The sequence below is a fragment of the Bradyrhizobium sp. genome, assembly GCF_047605465.1.
Taxonomy (GTDB): Bacteria; Pseudomonadota; Alphaproteobacteria; order Rhizobiales; family Xanthobacteraceae; genus Bradyrhizobium.
Genome location: NZ_JASGFS010000008.1, coordinates 73,589 through 86,940, shown reverse-complemented (window position 1 = coordinate 86,940; position 13,352 = coordinate 73,589). Strand labels below are relative to the sequence as shown.

The 13,352-nt window shown below is 64.9% G+C and carries 19 protein-coding genes; 7 read left to right on the top strand and 12 right to left on the bottom strand.

Annotated features, from left to right (window positions below; genetic code table 11):
* Positions 1-6: 6 nt before the first annotated feature.
* Entirely contained in the window at positions 7-327 is a 321-nt protein-coding gene (locus QM712_RS10325; RefSeq protein ID WP_415022989.1) for a hypothetical protein, read from the bottom strand.
* A 72-nt stretch (positions 328-399) separates the two neighbouring features.
* On the bottom strand, positions 400-606 hold the full coding sequence (locus QM712_RS10320) for a hypothetical protein (protein WP_415022988.1): 207 nt from the start codon (positions 604-606) through the stop codon (positions 400-402).
* A gap of 109 nt (positions 607-715) precedes the next feature.
* Here QM712_RS10320 and QM712_RS10315 point away from each other — a divergent pair, with 109 nt between their 5' ends.
* Positions 716-982, top strand: coding sequence for a DUF3551 domain-containing protein (locus tag QM712_RS10315; protein WP_415023065.1), 267 nt, complete (start codon positions 716-718; stop codon positions 980-982).
* Between the two features lie 12 nt (positions 983-994).
* Here the strand turns inward: QM712_RS10315 and QM712_RS10310 are convergent, their stop codons facing one another.
* The 3 genes from QM712_RS10310 to QM712_RS10300 all read right to left on the bottom strand — a co-directional run bounded on the left by QM712_RS10310 (position 995) and on the right by QM712_RS10300 (position 4,466).
* Positions 995-1,273, bottom strand: coding sequence for a hypothetical protein (locus QM712_RS10310; protein ID WP_415022987.1), 279 nt, complete (start codon positions 1,271-1,273; stop codon positions 995-997).
* A 167-nt stretch (positions 1,274-1,440) separates the two neighbouring features.
* Positions 1,441-2,391: an SH3 domain-containing protein gene (locus QM712_RS10305; RefSeq protein WP_415022986.1), complete on the bottom strand. Its 951-nt coding sequence runs from the start codon at positions 2,389-2,391 to the stop codon at positions 1,441-1,443.
* A 152-nt stretch (positions 2,392-2,543) separates the two neighbouring features.
* Entirely contained in the window at positions 2,544-4,466 is a 1,923-nt protein-coding gene (locus tag QM712_RS10300; protein ID WP_415022985.1) for an FAD-binding monooxygenase, read from the bottom strand.
* A 103-nt stretch (positions 4,467-4,569) separates the two neighbouring features.
* Here QM712_RS10300 and QM712_RS10295 point away from each other — a divergent pair, with 103 nt between their 5' ends.
* Both QM712_RS10295 and QM712_RS10290 read left to right on the top strand, forming a co-directional pair.
* Positions 4,570-5,034 (top strand): MarR family winged helix-turn-helix transcriptional regulator, encoded by a 465-nt coding sequence (locus tag QM712_RS10295; protein ID WP_415022984.1) that lies wholly within the window; start codon positions 4,570-4,572, stop codon positions 5,032-5,034.
* Between the two features lie 120 nt (positions 5,035-5,154).
* Positions 5,155-5,589, top strand: a complete 435-nt coding sequence (locus QM712_RS10290; RefSeq protein WP_415022983.1) for a hypothetical protein — start codon at positions 5,155-5,157, stop codon at positions 5,587-5,589.
* On the opposite strand, the gene QM712_RS10285 is transcribed toward QM712_RS10290, so the two are convergent.
* The 3 genes from QM712_RS10285 to QM712_RS10275 form a co-directional block, all read right to left on the bottom strand.
* A complete protein-coding gene (locus tag QM712_RS10285) occupies positions 5,586-5,807 on the bottom strand; it encodes a hypothetical protein (RefSeq protein ID WP_415022982.1) in 222 nt (73 codons plus the stop codon). The two genes, QM712_RS10290 and QM712_RS10285, sit on opposite strands and share 4 nt — an antisense overlap.
* 284 nt (positions 5,808-6,091) lie before the next feature.
* Positions 6,092-7,081, bottom strand: a complete 990-nt coding sequence (locus QM712_RS10280) for a hypothetical protein (RefSeq protein WP_415022981.1) — start codon at positions 7,079-7,081, stop codon at positions 6,092-6,094.
* Between the two features lie 116 nt (positions 7,082-7,197).
* The gene (locus QM712_RS10275) at positions 7,198-7,794 is read right to left on the bottom strand and encodes a L,D-transpeptidase (RefSeq protein WP_415022980.1); all 597 of its coding nucleotides are present in this window, start codon (positions 7,792-7,794) and stop codon (positions 7,198-7,200) included.
* A gap of 340 nt (positions 7,795-8,134) precedes the next feature.
* Here QM712_RS10275 and QM712_RS10270 point away from each other — a divergent pair, with 340 nt between their 5' ends.
* The 4 genes from QM712_RS10270 to QM712_RS10255 all read left to right on the top strand — a co-directional run bounded on the left by QM712_RS10270 (position 8,135) and on the right by QM712_RS10255 (position 10,666).
* Positions 8,135-9,097 (top strand): hypothetical protein, encoded by a 963-nt coding sequence (locus tag QM712_RS10270; RefSeq protein WP_415022979.1) that lies wholly within the window; start codon positions 8,135-8,137, stop codon positions 9,095-9,097.
* Between the two features lie 420 nt (positions 9,098-9,517).
* Positions 9,518-9,748: a DUF6894 family protein gene (locus QM712_RS10265; RefSeq protein WP_415022978.1), complete on the top strand. Its 231-nt coding sequence runs from the start codon at positions 9,518-9,520 to the stop codon at positions 9,746-9,748.
* A gap of 184 nt (positions 9,749-9,932) precedes the next feature.
* Positions 9,933-10,319, top strand: a complete 387-nt coding sequence (locus QM712_RS10260; RefSeq protein WP_415022977.1) for a hypothetical protein — start codon at positions 9,933-9,935, stop codon at positions 10,317-10,319.
* A gap of 98 nt (positions 10,320-10,417) precedes the next feature.
* Positions 10,418-10,666: a hypothetical protein gene (locus tag QM712_RS10255; protein WP_415022976.1), complete on the top strand. Its 249-nt coding sequence runs from the start codon at positions 10,418-10,420 to the stop codon at positions 10,664-10,666.
* Between the two features lie 43 nt (positions 10,667-10,709).
* Here the strand turns inward: QM712_RS10255 and QM712_RS10250 are convergent, their stop codons facing one another.
* The 4 genes from QM712_RS10250 to minD all read right to left on the bottom strand — a co-directional run bounded on the left by QM712_RS10250 (position 10,710) and on the right by minD (position 13,338).
* Positions 10,710-10,895 carry a hypothetical protein gene (locus QM712_RS10250; RefSeq protein WP_415022975.1) on the bottom strand — a complete coding sequence of 62 codons (186 nt, stop codon included), beginning with the start codon at positions 10,893-10,895 and terminating at the stop codon, positions 10,710-10,712.
* A gap of 99 nt (positions 10,896-10,994) precedes the next feature.
* Positions 10,995-12,068, bottom strand: coding sequence for a linear amide C-N hydrolase (locus tag QM712_RS10245; protein WP_415022974.1), 1,074 nt, complete (start codon positions 12,066-12,068; stop codon positions 10,995-10,997).
* Between the two features lie 176 nt (positions 12,069-12,244).
* Positions 12,245-12,526, bottom strand: a complete 282-nt coding sequence (gene minE, locus QM712_RS10240; protein ID WP_415022973.1) for a cell division topological specificity factor MinE — start codon at positions 12,524-12,526, stop codon at positions 12,245-12,247.
* Positions 12,523-13,338, bottom strand: a complete 816-nt coding sequence (gene minD / locus QM712_RS10235; protein ID WP_415022972.1) for a septum site-determining protein MinD — start codon at positions 13,336-13,338, stop codon at positions 12,523-12,525. The genes minE and minD overlap by 4 nt, the downstream gene beginning before the upstream one ends.
* Between the last annotated feature and the right edge of the window lie 14 nt (positions 13,339-13,352).

Below are 13,352 nucleotides of genomic sequence, written 5' to 3'. Positions count from 1 at the left end.
GGCTATCTAGTTGCCCTGCTCCGGCTTGGGCGGACGCGGCGCGGACCTGGACGATTTCGCCCCGGGCTTTGCGGCCGCGCGCGGGGCCGGTCCATCGACCGACTCCAGATACGCGGCCAACGCCTTGGCCGAGTCGGAACTGGTGGCGTAATGGTCTTTCAGGAACCAGGCGAGCGTCACGCTGAAACGCCCCTTGGCCAGGCCCCGCGGGCTGCGGTGGCAGGTCGCGCAGCCGTCCGCGAAGAGTTTCGCAGGCGGCTTGCCGGCGTCGAGATTTTGCGCGGACGCGACAGTCGCCGTCAGCATGGCGGCGCCTGCGAGAGTCATCAAGGGCGCGATCACGTCGCGCCCCGGTCGAAACAGCGGTCTCAAATGTCGTCCCCTGAACCCGTCGCGCGGTCAGGCCGCCAGCAACTGATCGAATTCGGGCGGGGTATAGGCCTTGCCGTCCTGGTCGGTGATGACGACGCGCCACCCCTCGCTCGCCCACACCTTTGCTTTCGCCACGATGAGCAGCCGGCTTTCGCGGGCGAAACTGCACTTCTCATTATCGCGTTCTGCGATCATCTTGTAGGCCAATGCGCATCCCCTTGCGTTGTCCTGCACCCGCTTCCCTCGTGGCAGCGGGCTTTGGCGGCAATTCGCCAGGACCGTGGCAATTTGGTGCCATCCACGGCAGCATCGCGCCCGGGTTCCATGCGCGCGACGGAGTACGCTGATGTCGGCTAGCTTGAAGGAACTTTTGCTTGCCGCGGGCTTGTTCGGGGCCATGCCCGCGGCCGCGCAGACCTACGATCCGCGCTATCCCGTCTGCATCGAGGTCTACACCATCGACGGGAGTTCCATCGATTGCAGTTTCACCTCGATCGCGCAATGCGCGGCGACAGCCTCCGGGCAGTCCGCCCAGTGCTACGCCAATCCCTATGCTGTGCAGATCCGCCGGCCGAACGGTGACCCGTCGCCGCCGCGACGGAACCGATAGCGCTGAAATCCGCTAGTGGACGCGGATGGCGTGCGGGCGGCCGAGATCGATCAGCCCCTGTACCGCCGACAGGCGGTCGTCCAATGCTGCAATGGTGAGCAGCAGGTTGTTGCGGCGCTCGTCGAGCAGGCCCATCTCGGCGCCGGACAGTTTCTTGTTCGATCGCTCCTTGTGGATGCCGTCGAGCGATTTTCGTAATCCGGCGATCAGGCCGGTCAGTTGCTTGGCCTCCTTGGTCATCGAACGCTTCGCGACGTTTTGGCGGCGCGTCTCCGCCTGACTCTGTCTCATCACATCCTCCCGTGCCCCGCTGCCCCGAGTGGATACGCGCACCTTTGAGTAGACATGTTACGATCGATGAAATCTGCCCGCGCAGAACTGCCTTAAATTGTACGCGGAGGGAACTCGGTCCACTCGAACGAAAAGCCCGGCGCGAAGGCCGGGCTTTTGCAGCAACGTTAGTGTCTCGGATGACCGGCACCACCGGCCGGTGCGCCGCCACCATGCGGCGGAGTAGCGTTGATGCGCGGAGCACCGCCACCACCGGGATGCGGCATCACGGGCGCTGCGGCGCGCGGCGCCGGCATTTGCGCATGCGCGTTCATCGGCGCGCCACGACTCACATTCGGCTGCGCCACATGCGGCATCGCAGGACGCGCCGCAGGCGCTGCCGACATGCGCGGCGCCTCATGCATCCGCGCCATCGGTTGCGCACGAACAGCGGCGCGACCGGCAGCCTGCTCGTGCATCATGCGCGCCTGCGCATCGCGCGCATTGCGGCTCTGTGTATTGGCTCGCTCGTGCGCGAATCGATCGTTGCGTCCGGCAGCGGCACGTTGACCGGCAAGAGCGGCGTCGCGTTTCGCGATCGCGGCGTCGCGTCCCGAGATTGCGGCATTGCCTCTGGCGCCTGTGTCCTTGTGCCCGAGCGCGATCGCGGCATCGCGCGTCGCGGCACGACCGATGCGGGCGGCGCGCGGATCGATCGTCATCCGGTTCGCGAAGTGCTGATGCGAGGTCCAGTGATTGTTCCAGTAGGCGTGGCGGCGATACCAGGGCCGCCCCTCGTAATAGTTAGACCAGTACGAGGTAAGCACGAAGGGAACGACCGGCACGTCGATCTCGTCGACATAATCGGGAAGATAGACGTAGTGATTGCGGTAGAGATATTCGAGATATTGCGACGACACCCAGCCGCGATCGTCCGAGAAGCTGACATCGCACCACGCGTTGCCCTGCAGGCAACCATGGATGTTGACCCGGGTGCCCTCCGGGACGCGATCGACCAGGGGAAAGCCCGAACCCGGTCCGGCACGCAAGCCGGTGGAGACGGTGACGATGCCCGGCGCGGCCAATGCGGCCGTTGGTGCGAGCAGCAACGCGGCAACCAGAACGCTTCTGAGTCTCATGACGTGTTCCTCCTTTGCCAATCGGAACGCGCCAGCGGAACGAGCGTTCCGCGCGCAGTGGTCGCTTCAGTCGAAAGATCGAGACAGACGCCGCGCGCGGTTCGATATTCATTCGCCGTTCATCGGCGCGGCGCGCGGCCGCGCAATGACCGTCAATTCATCTGCAGCATGAATTCCGCGAAATACGCGGCAAGCCCGGCAAAATCATCGAGTGGAAGCACCTGCGCGACATACTGATCCGGCCGCACCACGACCATGCAGCCGGCCGTCCGGTCGATGCCTCGCATCGCGAAAACGTCGTGGCCGCCCTTGAGGTCCGGACAGAACACCTTCTCGTAGTCGCGCAGACCGTAGCGGCCCTTGCGCGGAAGCAGCAGTGACGGCATCGCCTCGAGGGCGAGCTCGCGGTGATCCTGTTGAAACACCGCGCGCAGATCGATCACGGCGTCGATCTCGGCGCCAGCGGGCGTATACCGCCGGACCGGCGATTCTCTTGCCTCGGTCAGGAAGTTGCAGAGCGCGCGGATCCTGGACCCGGCCGCCGCCGGATCTTCCGCGGGGGCAAACGCGTAGATGCGGAAACGGCCGTCGGCCTGCCCGGCATGGCCCAGATGCACCGGCTTGGCATCCGCCAGGCGGATCACCGGCGCGGAATGGAAGCGCTTGCCGATGACGAGGCCTTCCGCGAGATGCTGGTGCGACGTCGCGCCGGTCAGGATCGACGGCCGGTAATGCGTCGCCGTCCCCGCGGTGTAGCGGCCGTGCCTGACGAAATAGTCCTGCGTCCTCGTCGCGTCTGCACCGCCCGCCTTGGCGGCGGACGCGAGGATCGACGCCCATTCGCGATCGAAGTCGATCAATTCCTTCGCCACCGCCTGGCGCTCCGCCGAATAGGAATGCAGCAGGCCGGGCGCGCACTGCTTTCGCAGCACGGCAGCGAGCTTCCAGCCGAGATTGAAAGCGTCCTGCATCGAGACGTTCATGCCCTGCCCCGCCTTCGGGCTGTGAGTGTGACAGGCATCGCCGGCTATGAAGATGCGCGGCAGGCGCGCCGCGATCTCGGTCTCGGGCACGTCGTCGAACTTGTCCGTCAGGCGCTGGCCGATCTCGTAGACCGACCACCACGCGATCTCCTTCACATCGAGGATGTGTGGCTTCAGGATCCGCTGCGCCTTGGCGATGACGTCCTCGGCGGTGATGTTGCGGTTGGCGACGCGCTCGCCGACATCGAGCTTGGCGAGCTCGACATAGAGGCGGATCATGTAGCCGCCCTCGCGCGGGATGATGAGCAGACTGCCGTCCTTCGCGGACTGGATCAGGACCTTGAAACGGACGTCCGGAAAATCGGTCACCGCCAGGATGTCCATCACGCCCCAGGCGTGGTTGGCGGAATCGCCATGCAATTCGCGGCCGATCGACTTGCGCACCGTGCTGCGGGCGCCGTCGCAGCCGACGACGTAGCGCGCCTTGATGGTCTCGACCTTGCCTTCGTTTCCTGCGTCGACCCGTTCGAGCCGCACGGTCACCGCGTGATCGTCGGGTGCTGCGGCGGAATCCACCTCCACATCGAGCAGACGTCGGCCGTAGTGAGGCTCGAGCTTGGCGGGAGCTTTGCGCATGACGTCGAGAAAGCCGTCGTGAATGCGGGCCTGGTTGAGGATGACGTGCGGGAATTCGGACAGTCCGTCCTCGACGTCCTGCACGCGGCCGCTGCGCACGATCCTGTCCGGCGCCTGCTCGTTCGGCTTCCAGAACGTCGTCTCGTTGACCCAATAGGCCTCCTTCAGCACGCGCTCGCTGAAGCCGTAGGCGTGAAACATCTCCATGGTGCGGCAGGCCACACCGTCGGCCTGGCCGACCAGCAGGCGGCCCGGCTTCTGTTCGACGATGCAGGTCTTGATGTCGGCGAATTGCGCGAGCTGGGCGGCGAGCGTCAGGCCGGCCGGGCCGCAACCGACGATGAGCACGTCCACCTCTTCAGGCACCGCACCGGCGGCCCCCGAAGGCTGAATGCGCTCGGCGGGATCGGAGATCTCGGGGTCGCCCGGCTGGAATCCATTGAGATGGAATTGCATGAGCACCTCTCCCGGCAACGTTCTGTTTGGATATTGCTCAGTATGCTGACTATCAGTATACTTGTCAATGATCCCCGCCCCTCCCGGCATCGAGGAGAATTCGGTGAAAGACAACAACGACATGCCCGGGCATCTCGCCCGCCGGTTCCAGCAGATCGCCGTGGCGGTGTTCCTCGCCGAGGTGGGCGACGCCGGCTTCGATCTCACGCCCGTGCAGTACGCCGCGCTTGCGACGATCAAGGCCAATCCCGGGCTCGACCAGGTCACGCTCGCCGGACTGATCGCCTACGACCGCACCACCATCACCGGCGTGGTCGATCGTCTCGTGCAGAAGGGTCTTGCGATCCGCAGCGCCTCGAGCCGCGACCGCCGCGCCCGCGAGCTCGACATCACCGACGAGGGTCGCCGCACCTTGCGCAAGATCACGCCGGCCGTCGAATCCGCTCAGCGCCTGATGTTGCGCGGCCTGAGCCAGAAGGAAGGCGATGACCTGATGCGGCTGTTGCGCAAGGCCATCGCCGCGGGCAACGAGCTCAGCCGCGCGCCGCTGCGCGATGTGCAGGCGTAGCCTGGTGCCCGTGTACGTAATTGTCGCAGTTCTGCGAAACCCGGAGCTAACTTTCGGCTGCTAGCGTCACGCCCGTTCGGCGTTTAATGCGCGATTAACTTTGCCGCTCGGGAGTTTCGGATGTTCAGGGTCGTCATCACAGCCGCGGTCATCGCGCTTTCGACCGGCCACGCGCTCGCGAACGGGCATGGCGGCGGCGATGCGCCACCGCCGCCGAAGCCCGAGGCCACGACCGCGCCGGCAAAGGTGGTCCTGACCAAGCAGGGCCCGAAGCTCGTCGATCTCAAGGGCATGACGCTCTATTATTACGAACGCGACACCAGCGGCAAAACGTCGAACTGCAACGACAAATGCGCCGAGAGCTGGGTCCCGCTGGCCGCGACGACCGATGCGAAGGCCATCGGCGATTTCACCGTGATCAACCGCAACGACGGCAGCAAGATGTGGGCCTACCGCTATCGCCCGCTCTACACGTCGCCCGCCGACAAGGCGCCCGGAGAAGTCAACGGCCTTGCCACCACGATGCAATGGCGTGTGGCGCGGCCCGAAGACTAGTGTGAAACCGGCGTGCGTGCATGCACGGCCGGCGGGCTGACCATCTTCGCGTGAGCCGTGGGCTCCACCGAGGCATAATCGACCTCCTGCCCCCAGTGCAGCGCTGCGTAGAGCAGCGTTCCCGCCAGGATCGATCCATAGAAACACAGGGCCCCAAGCCGCCACATCCGAACAATGCGGCGGTCGCGTTCGTTCAATGGATAAGAGATCTTTTGCATGATGCCTCCGACGGCAACGAGCCATCGAGGCATAGCGCAATCGCGATAAAACGCCTGTGAAGCAGTTCACCTTTTGCTGCTTCGGGATCGGTCGACCGCCCTGACCTATTCCCCGCGTCCGTCCGGCAGCGAAGGCCTGAACGTCGGCACACCCGCGCCCGCCTGGAGCGCCTTATATCCTGCTTCACCACGACGGGACCGGTCGCGAAATGGAGCGCGGCGACCGGCGCGATCAGTAGCCCGCGCCGAGCGCCGCGAACTCTTTCATCGTCCCGTTCCCGGCGTCAGTTGCCGAGGATGACGCCGTGCTGATGGCGCGACGCATGATCGGCCCCGACCAGTGCATTGGGATCGCTGGCGATCACCATCTCCGGCAACGGGACCGGCTCGATGCCGGCGAAGCGACGGTAAAGCGCGCCCATCATGGCGCCACAGAATGTCGCCGGAACCAGCAGGAGAGAGAGCAGCGGCACGACCAATCCGAGCAGCATGACGCAGCCGAAGGCCGCGACGCCTGCGATCAGCGCATATTCCAGCGCGCTCCGCCTGCCCATGGCCCGTGCGATGTGGTGGATACAGAGCATGAAGATGCTCGAGGGCACGACCGAAATCGCCAGCATGGTCAGGAACGTCTGCACCGGGATGAGCGTCGCGAAAATATGCGCCGTGCTCTTGTCCTCAAAACCGTGCATCAACACCGGCAACAACGTGTAAGGCAGCAACGTCGCCAGCACCGCCGGCATGACGGCCGCGATTGCGATGCCCGCAAGCGACGTGCGAACCCGGACCGGTCCGTCGAACACGAGCGGCGGCGCCGACTTGTCAGCCGCATTTGCCGGGGCCGTTCCGCCAGCCACAGCCGCAACCGGGCTCAGGCCGGCGAACTGGCCGTAGAGAAATCCGCTGATCATCCCCGCGATCGTCGGCAGCAGGCCGATCGTCACCACTGTGCCGTCGCCGGGCGACACCAGCTGAATATGGTTGCGGATCGCGATGCCGTAACTCACTGCGGCCATGACGCCGCCCATGAAACCATAGGCAAGACGGCTGGAGACCGCCCATTGCCGCAAGACGAGATGGCCGGCAAACAGCAGGGCCGCATTCATCGCCATGCGGCCGGCATACAACACGAGGATCTGATCCGGGGCCGGCACGCCAACGGGATCGGTCACCTGCCCGCCCGCGACAGCGAGCGCCATCAATACCGCTTCCACCACGGCCAGCGGAATCAGCGCGGCGAGCAGCGCGCGCGGCGAGTTCTTGACGAGATACATGCGTGCAACCCCTTGCTGGCCGCACGCTAGGCGCGAAGCATTACGGAGCGCGCAAGACAATGGATAAAATTGTCCGCAAGCGGCGCTTCCCGGGGCTCAGGCCCGCAACGCTCGCTTCATCCGCGCCAGCTGGCGCGCGTCTCGGCATTCGCGCTCTGACCGGGCGGCAGCACCACGACCGTCGCATTGAGCTTCACCCGGTCGAACAGATCGATCACGTCCTCGTTGCGCATGCGGATGCAGCCCGACGAGATCGCCTGCCCGATATATTCGGGCTGGTTGGTGCCGTGGATGCGGTAGAGCGTGTCCTTGTTGCCGGCGTAGAGATAGATGCCCCGCGCGCCGAGCGGATTGGCGGGACCACCCGCCACGCGTGCGGGATACGGCCCGAGCCGGGCCTGGATTTCCGGCGTCGGAACCCAGTCCGGCCACTCCGCCAGACGCCCGACCCGCGCCACGCCGGAGAAAGCCATCGCTTCTTCGCCGACTGCGACGCCGTAGCGGATCGCCTTGCCCTCGGGCAGCACGTAATAGAGATAGCGCGCATCGGTATCGACCAGGATCGTACCCGGCTGCTCCTTGCGCGAATAATCGACGATGTGACGGAGATATTGCTCGGGCACGTTCGCTTGCGCGTAAGGGGCGTGCGCCAGCAATTGCCGATCGCGCGGCGTCATGCTCGCGTCGGTCGACGGCGAAAGCGTTGTCTGCATGCAACCGCCGAGCGGCAGCAACGCAGCAACGAGAACAGCGAAATGAGATCTTGGCACCGCCGGCCCCCGATAGCGGATGAGGAACACCCCCAGCGGAGCCACATGCTGCCCAAATCGTGCTGAAAACAAGGCAGCATCGAACACGGGAGCGTGTTCATGGAACGGTTCCATCGCCACAGACGGCAGAAGACGGTCGCACAGTCTCCACCCCCTCGCCTTGCTTTGGTCAAACCCGACTGGACTCGTGCGGCATCGGGTTCGGGATGGGCCCATTCAATCGATCGGCTCGCGCCAATGCGGACGACCAAGGCTTCAAAACCAAGGCTTCAAAGGAGCTGCGATGCTCGCGACGCTGAACAGCAAGCAAATCGTCGATGAGATCGTGAAGGACACGGTCAAGGACAACGATCCGCACGACGCGGTCCAGATCTCGCCTGAGATCGTGCTGGCCTCGCGCGCCGGCGCCGATACGCCGACGCTGGCGCCGGAGATCGCAAGCCGCCCCGAGCCGCGCATCAGCGTCATCGAGGCGCCCGTGACGGCTTCTTCGGTCGATACCGCCGTGCGTGCGGCCGCCAGCGATGTTCATGGGCGCCGGCAGCGATCACCGCTCGGCAAGCTGCTGCGCGGCGCGTTCGTCACGATGCTGTTCGCCGGCGGCGGCGTCGCGGCGACCTTCGCCTGGGAGAAGCATGGCGACACGGCCAAGCAGACGCTTGCCGAGTTGATGCCGGCGGTGACGTCGCTCCTGCCCTCGACGTCGCAGACGACGCCCGTGGCGGCCGCGCAAGCAGCCCCGCAGGCTGCGGCAGACGCAACCACCGCACAGCCGGCAACGGCAGCGGCGCCGGCGGCACCGCCGCCTCAGGATGTTGCCACCGCGTCACCCGCAACGGCCCCCGACGCAACGCAATCGCTGCAATCCATGACGCAGGATCTCGCGGCGATGGCGCAGCAGATCGAACAGCTCAAGGCCAACATCGCCGAACTCAAGGCCGGCCAGGAGCAGATGGCGCGCGAGATGGCAAAGCCGCCCGCGCCGAGGGCGGAAGCGCGGCCGGTCGATCCGCGTGCGCGAGTCTCCGCGCTGCCGCCGCGGCCACCGGTTCGCAAACCGAAGCCGACCGCGTCGCAAGCCTATGTGCCGAGCTATCCACCAGCGCAAACTTATGCTCCGCCGCCGATTGCCGCGGCTCCGCAGACCTCGCAGACTGTCGCCGTCCCGCCGCCCGCCGCGGTGACGTCGCAAGCCGTCGCCGATGACGACGGACCTGTCGTGCGTCCGCCGATGCCGGTGCGCTGACCGTCATCGCAGGACGGCACGAACCTGCGATCGCCGACGCCGCGACGCGCAAGCTGACCGAGTCGATGTGATGGCGTTGAGACCGGACGATTACGGTGGCCGCGACGTCGACCGCCTCGTATCGGGAAACTCGCGACAAGAGAAAAGGCCGTCGGGATCTATGCCGCCGGCCTTCTCTTGCAACTGCCGGTTCCCGGAGCCCGGTTCTGTTGCAATTCGATGCCTGAGGATCGCGCCGACATATTTAATAGAATCCTAACGCGCTCGCTGGCTGCACATGATTTTTGCGCCATAAGCTCAGAGATTGCGCGGCCCGTTCATTCGAGAAAGATCGACTCAGTGATACCATCAGGCACACGTTGAGACTTCCTTTGAAGACTTTGTCCGTTGAAGACTTGGTCGTCACACCGGGGAATTCTGATGCCTTACTACTACTTCGATCTCGTGGTCGGTGAAGAGTTCAAGAACCAGGGCGGCATCATCCTCGAGGATCTCGAGGTCGCCTCCGATCGCGCCGATCAACTGGCGAACGAACTGTCGCAGGTCAAGCCGGAGCTGCAGAGCAAAGGTTGCGCGGTGCGCGTCACCGACCGCGATCACAACGAGCTCTATCGCACGCCGCTCGATCCCGTGCCGGCCTGGCAACGCTAGCCGCCGGCCGTATCCGAGCCGCGATGCGTCATGGCGGATTGCGAAACATCCGCAACGTCCGACCGGCAATCATCTGCCGATACGCGCATCGTGCGCCTTGTGGATGAACGGCCATCACCCCGCCTACCATTGCGGAGCCGCCCACCGGGCGCTAGCCTCCTGAAAAATCCGGGAGGTGCCAAGGATGCGCTACGGTTTGCTGACGGCCGGCCTGTTGCTGCTTGCCGCTCCCACCCCCGCGGCAGAGCCGCGATCGACCTACGTGACGTTGGTTCTGCAAGCCTTCGCCGCCAAGGTCGAATGCCCCAACACGGATGTCGTCTATCAGGATCTCCTGGAGAAGGCGCAGCAGATGCATCTGCCGGACGGCACCACCGAGAAGGTGCGCAAGGCGATCGCCTATATGCACACTGGCGGGAAGATGGGTAAGAAACAGGACGATGACCTCATGATGGAGGTTGCGGTTGCGACGCAGTCGACCGATCTCGACCAGCGTCGCCTCGGCATGCCCGCCTGGTGCGAAAGCCAGAAGACCAATCTCGCCGGCCTGATCCGCAGCACGGGCGGCTAGATCGCGGTGTTAAGCACACCGTGATGGAACCGCTGCATCGGCCAATAATCGTCACATTCCTCGCGAGCATACGGGCGTTTTCGAACTAGGAGACCCCGATGCGGATCACGCACTTCATCCTCGCCGCAACGCTCGCAGCCGGCCCGTTTCTGGCCGCCCCTGCCATGGCGAGGAACCCCGATGTCCAAAAGGGCGAGGACAAATCGACCTCGTCCTCCTGCAGCGCCTATCAGCAGGCGCCGGACGGATCGTGGGAGCCGCTTCCCTGCAAGGAAACGGGCGAACGCTCTCAGAGCCAGACGCAGAACAAGCCCGCTATTCAGCACGCCGACCAGGACGAGCGCTGAGCGGAGCGTCCACGCAAAGGGAACCGCACCGAACCGACGGTGATCAGCCCTGATGCGGCCCGCGCATGATCTTCATGGCGTCCGCGATGTGACGCCATTCCTTGGCGTCCTCGGACTCGCCTCGGCCTTCGCAGGCCTGCGCCTGTTCGGCAGCCTTCGCAATCGCAGCAAAACCATGCTGTTCCAGCATCTGCCGCGCGACAGTATGCACCTGCACCTCGGACATCATGAGCGCTCTCCCGTTTGAAAGAATCGCGGCGCATGGATCGGCTGCGGCCGCGGTCTGACTTAACGGCCTGAACGCAGATCCCGTTCCGTCCAGCGCCGATCACATCGGCAGGCCCAGGAATTTGAATGGTTCGGCGTCACGAAAATTCGCGGTCGCATCGCCGGCGAAGGTGTGATCCTGATCGGGGCCGAGATCGAGCTTCTTCACCTTGCCGCCTTGCGGCGAGAAGTCGATCTTCTTGAGATCGACCCAGAACGTGTTCGGCGTCAGCACGGATTCGAAGAAATAGAGCTTCCGCTTGTGATCGGCGACCGTGCGCCAGCGGGTCGACGAGATGTTCGGCTCGTCCGGCGTGTTGATGCCGAACGGCACCGACGCATTTCGGATCACGCTGAACACGCTGGCGAGCGCGCGGTCGGGATTCTCGTCCTTCGGGATCGCGTTGACGTAGAACGACGCACGGGCAAATCGATCGGATGCACGGTTGGTCCCCGGCAGGAAGACGGTGCCGCCGATCTGTTTCCAATAGGAATTGAGCGCGAGCTGCTCGTCGAAGGTCGGCGAGTTCGTCATCACCTGATACTGGCGGCCGTGATGGATGACCTGCTTGCCCCCGATGTACTCGATGATCGCGCTGTCGCCGCTCGCATCCGACAACGACAGATGCAGCGTCGCCAGCCGCTTCTCGCCGGGCACGTTGTCGGTGACGATCGTGAACGGCTCCTTCGCGAGCGTGTCGACGGCCTCCTGCACGGTCGCGAAACTGTCGAGCACGTATTGCGCCCAGGCGGCAATGGTCAGGCCCGGCTTGGTCTGGTCGAACTTTGGATACTCCGACTCCACAAGCCACAGCACGTTGGCCATCAACCCGGCTTCGTTGAGCCCGTCGGTCGTCGAGATGTCGTAGCCCGACGCGATCACGCTGCCGTATTTCGACGTCCATTTCAGCGAATTCGGCCCGACCTCGCCCGTGCGCGCCATCCCCCGCGGGAAGATCCAGAGATTGGTCGCGACGTCACTCTTCCAGTCCATCGAGCGCGCCGTGATCACCTGGCCGTTGACACCGTGGTAGACGAGTCGCGTGCAAGCCATTGAGATGGAAGGCGCTGCGGCGATCGTGGCAGCCAGAAGCGCGGCCGTCACACGTTGATGAATCGACTCTCCCGACGGCATGACGGCATTCCCTTCGCTGACCAGCAACACGCGTATCGTCTTTCGATGACAATCCAGCGTCGAGACGAAATCGGGCGAAAGCGTGATTTGGCGCGCCGCCAATACGACGAAGGCGGCCCGCTATGCCCCGCGGACCGCCTTCTCACCCACCCCAAACCGGATGTCGTCGACCGGATCTACCCGGCCGCCGCGCGCTTGCGTTCGAAATCGTTGGGCACCTCGATGTCGACCTCCAGGGTCGAGACCTCGTCGCCGCGCTCGAGCCGGACGATGACCTTGGTCGGATCCAGCATCACATGCTTGGAGACGACGGCGAGAATTTCCTCGCGCAGCACGCCGAGCAGATCGGGCTGTCCACGCAGTCCACGTTCATGGGCAAGCAGGATCTGCAGCCGTTCGCGCGCGACCGGTGCAGACGCCTTGTTGCCGCGGAGAAGCCGAAGCAGACCCATGCTCATGCAGCCCTCCGTCGCAGCAGACGATCCATGAACCCCTTGCGTTCGGTCGGCACCTGCATCGGCACGGTATCGCCGCACAGCCGCCGCGCCGCGTCGCTATAGGCCCGCGCCGGTGCGCCGTCCGCATTCGACAGCGTCACGGGCGTGCCGACGTTGGAGGCGCGCAGCACGTCCTGGCTCTCGGGAATGATGCCCAGCAAGGGCGTTGCCAGGATTTCGAGGATGTCGTCGATGGTCAGCATCTCGCCGCGCGCCGCGCGGGAGGGATCGTAACGGGTGATGAGGATGTGCTTCTCGACCCGCTCGCCCTTCTCGGCGCGCACCGTTTTCGAATCCAGCATGCCGATGATGCGGTCGGAATCGCGCACCGACGACACTTCCGGATTGGTGACGATCACGGCCTCGTCGGCAAAGCGCATCGCCATGGAGGCGCCGCGCTCGATCCCGGCGGGACTGTCGCAGATGACCCAGTCGAAGCGGCTGCGCAGGTCGGCGATGACCTTGCCAACGCCCTCTTCCGTGAGCGCGTCCTTGTCGCGGGTCTGGGATGCCGGCAGCAGCCAGAGGTTCTCCAGCCGCTTGTCGCGGATCAGGGCCTGCGGCAGCTTGGCGACGCCCTGCACCACGTTGATCAGGTCGAACACCACGCGGCGTTCGGCCCCCATGACGAGGTCGAGGTTGCGCAGGCCGACGTCGAAATCGACGACCACGACCTTGTCGCCGCGCTGCGCGAGGGCGGCCCCCAGCGCGGCGGTCGTCGTCGTCTTGCCGACACCGCCCTTCCCTGATGTCACGACCAGTACCTTGGCCATTTCTGAAATCTCCT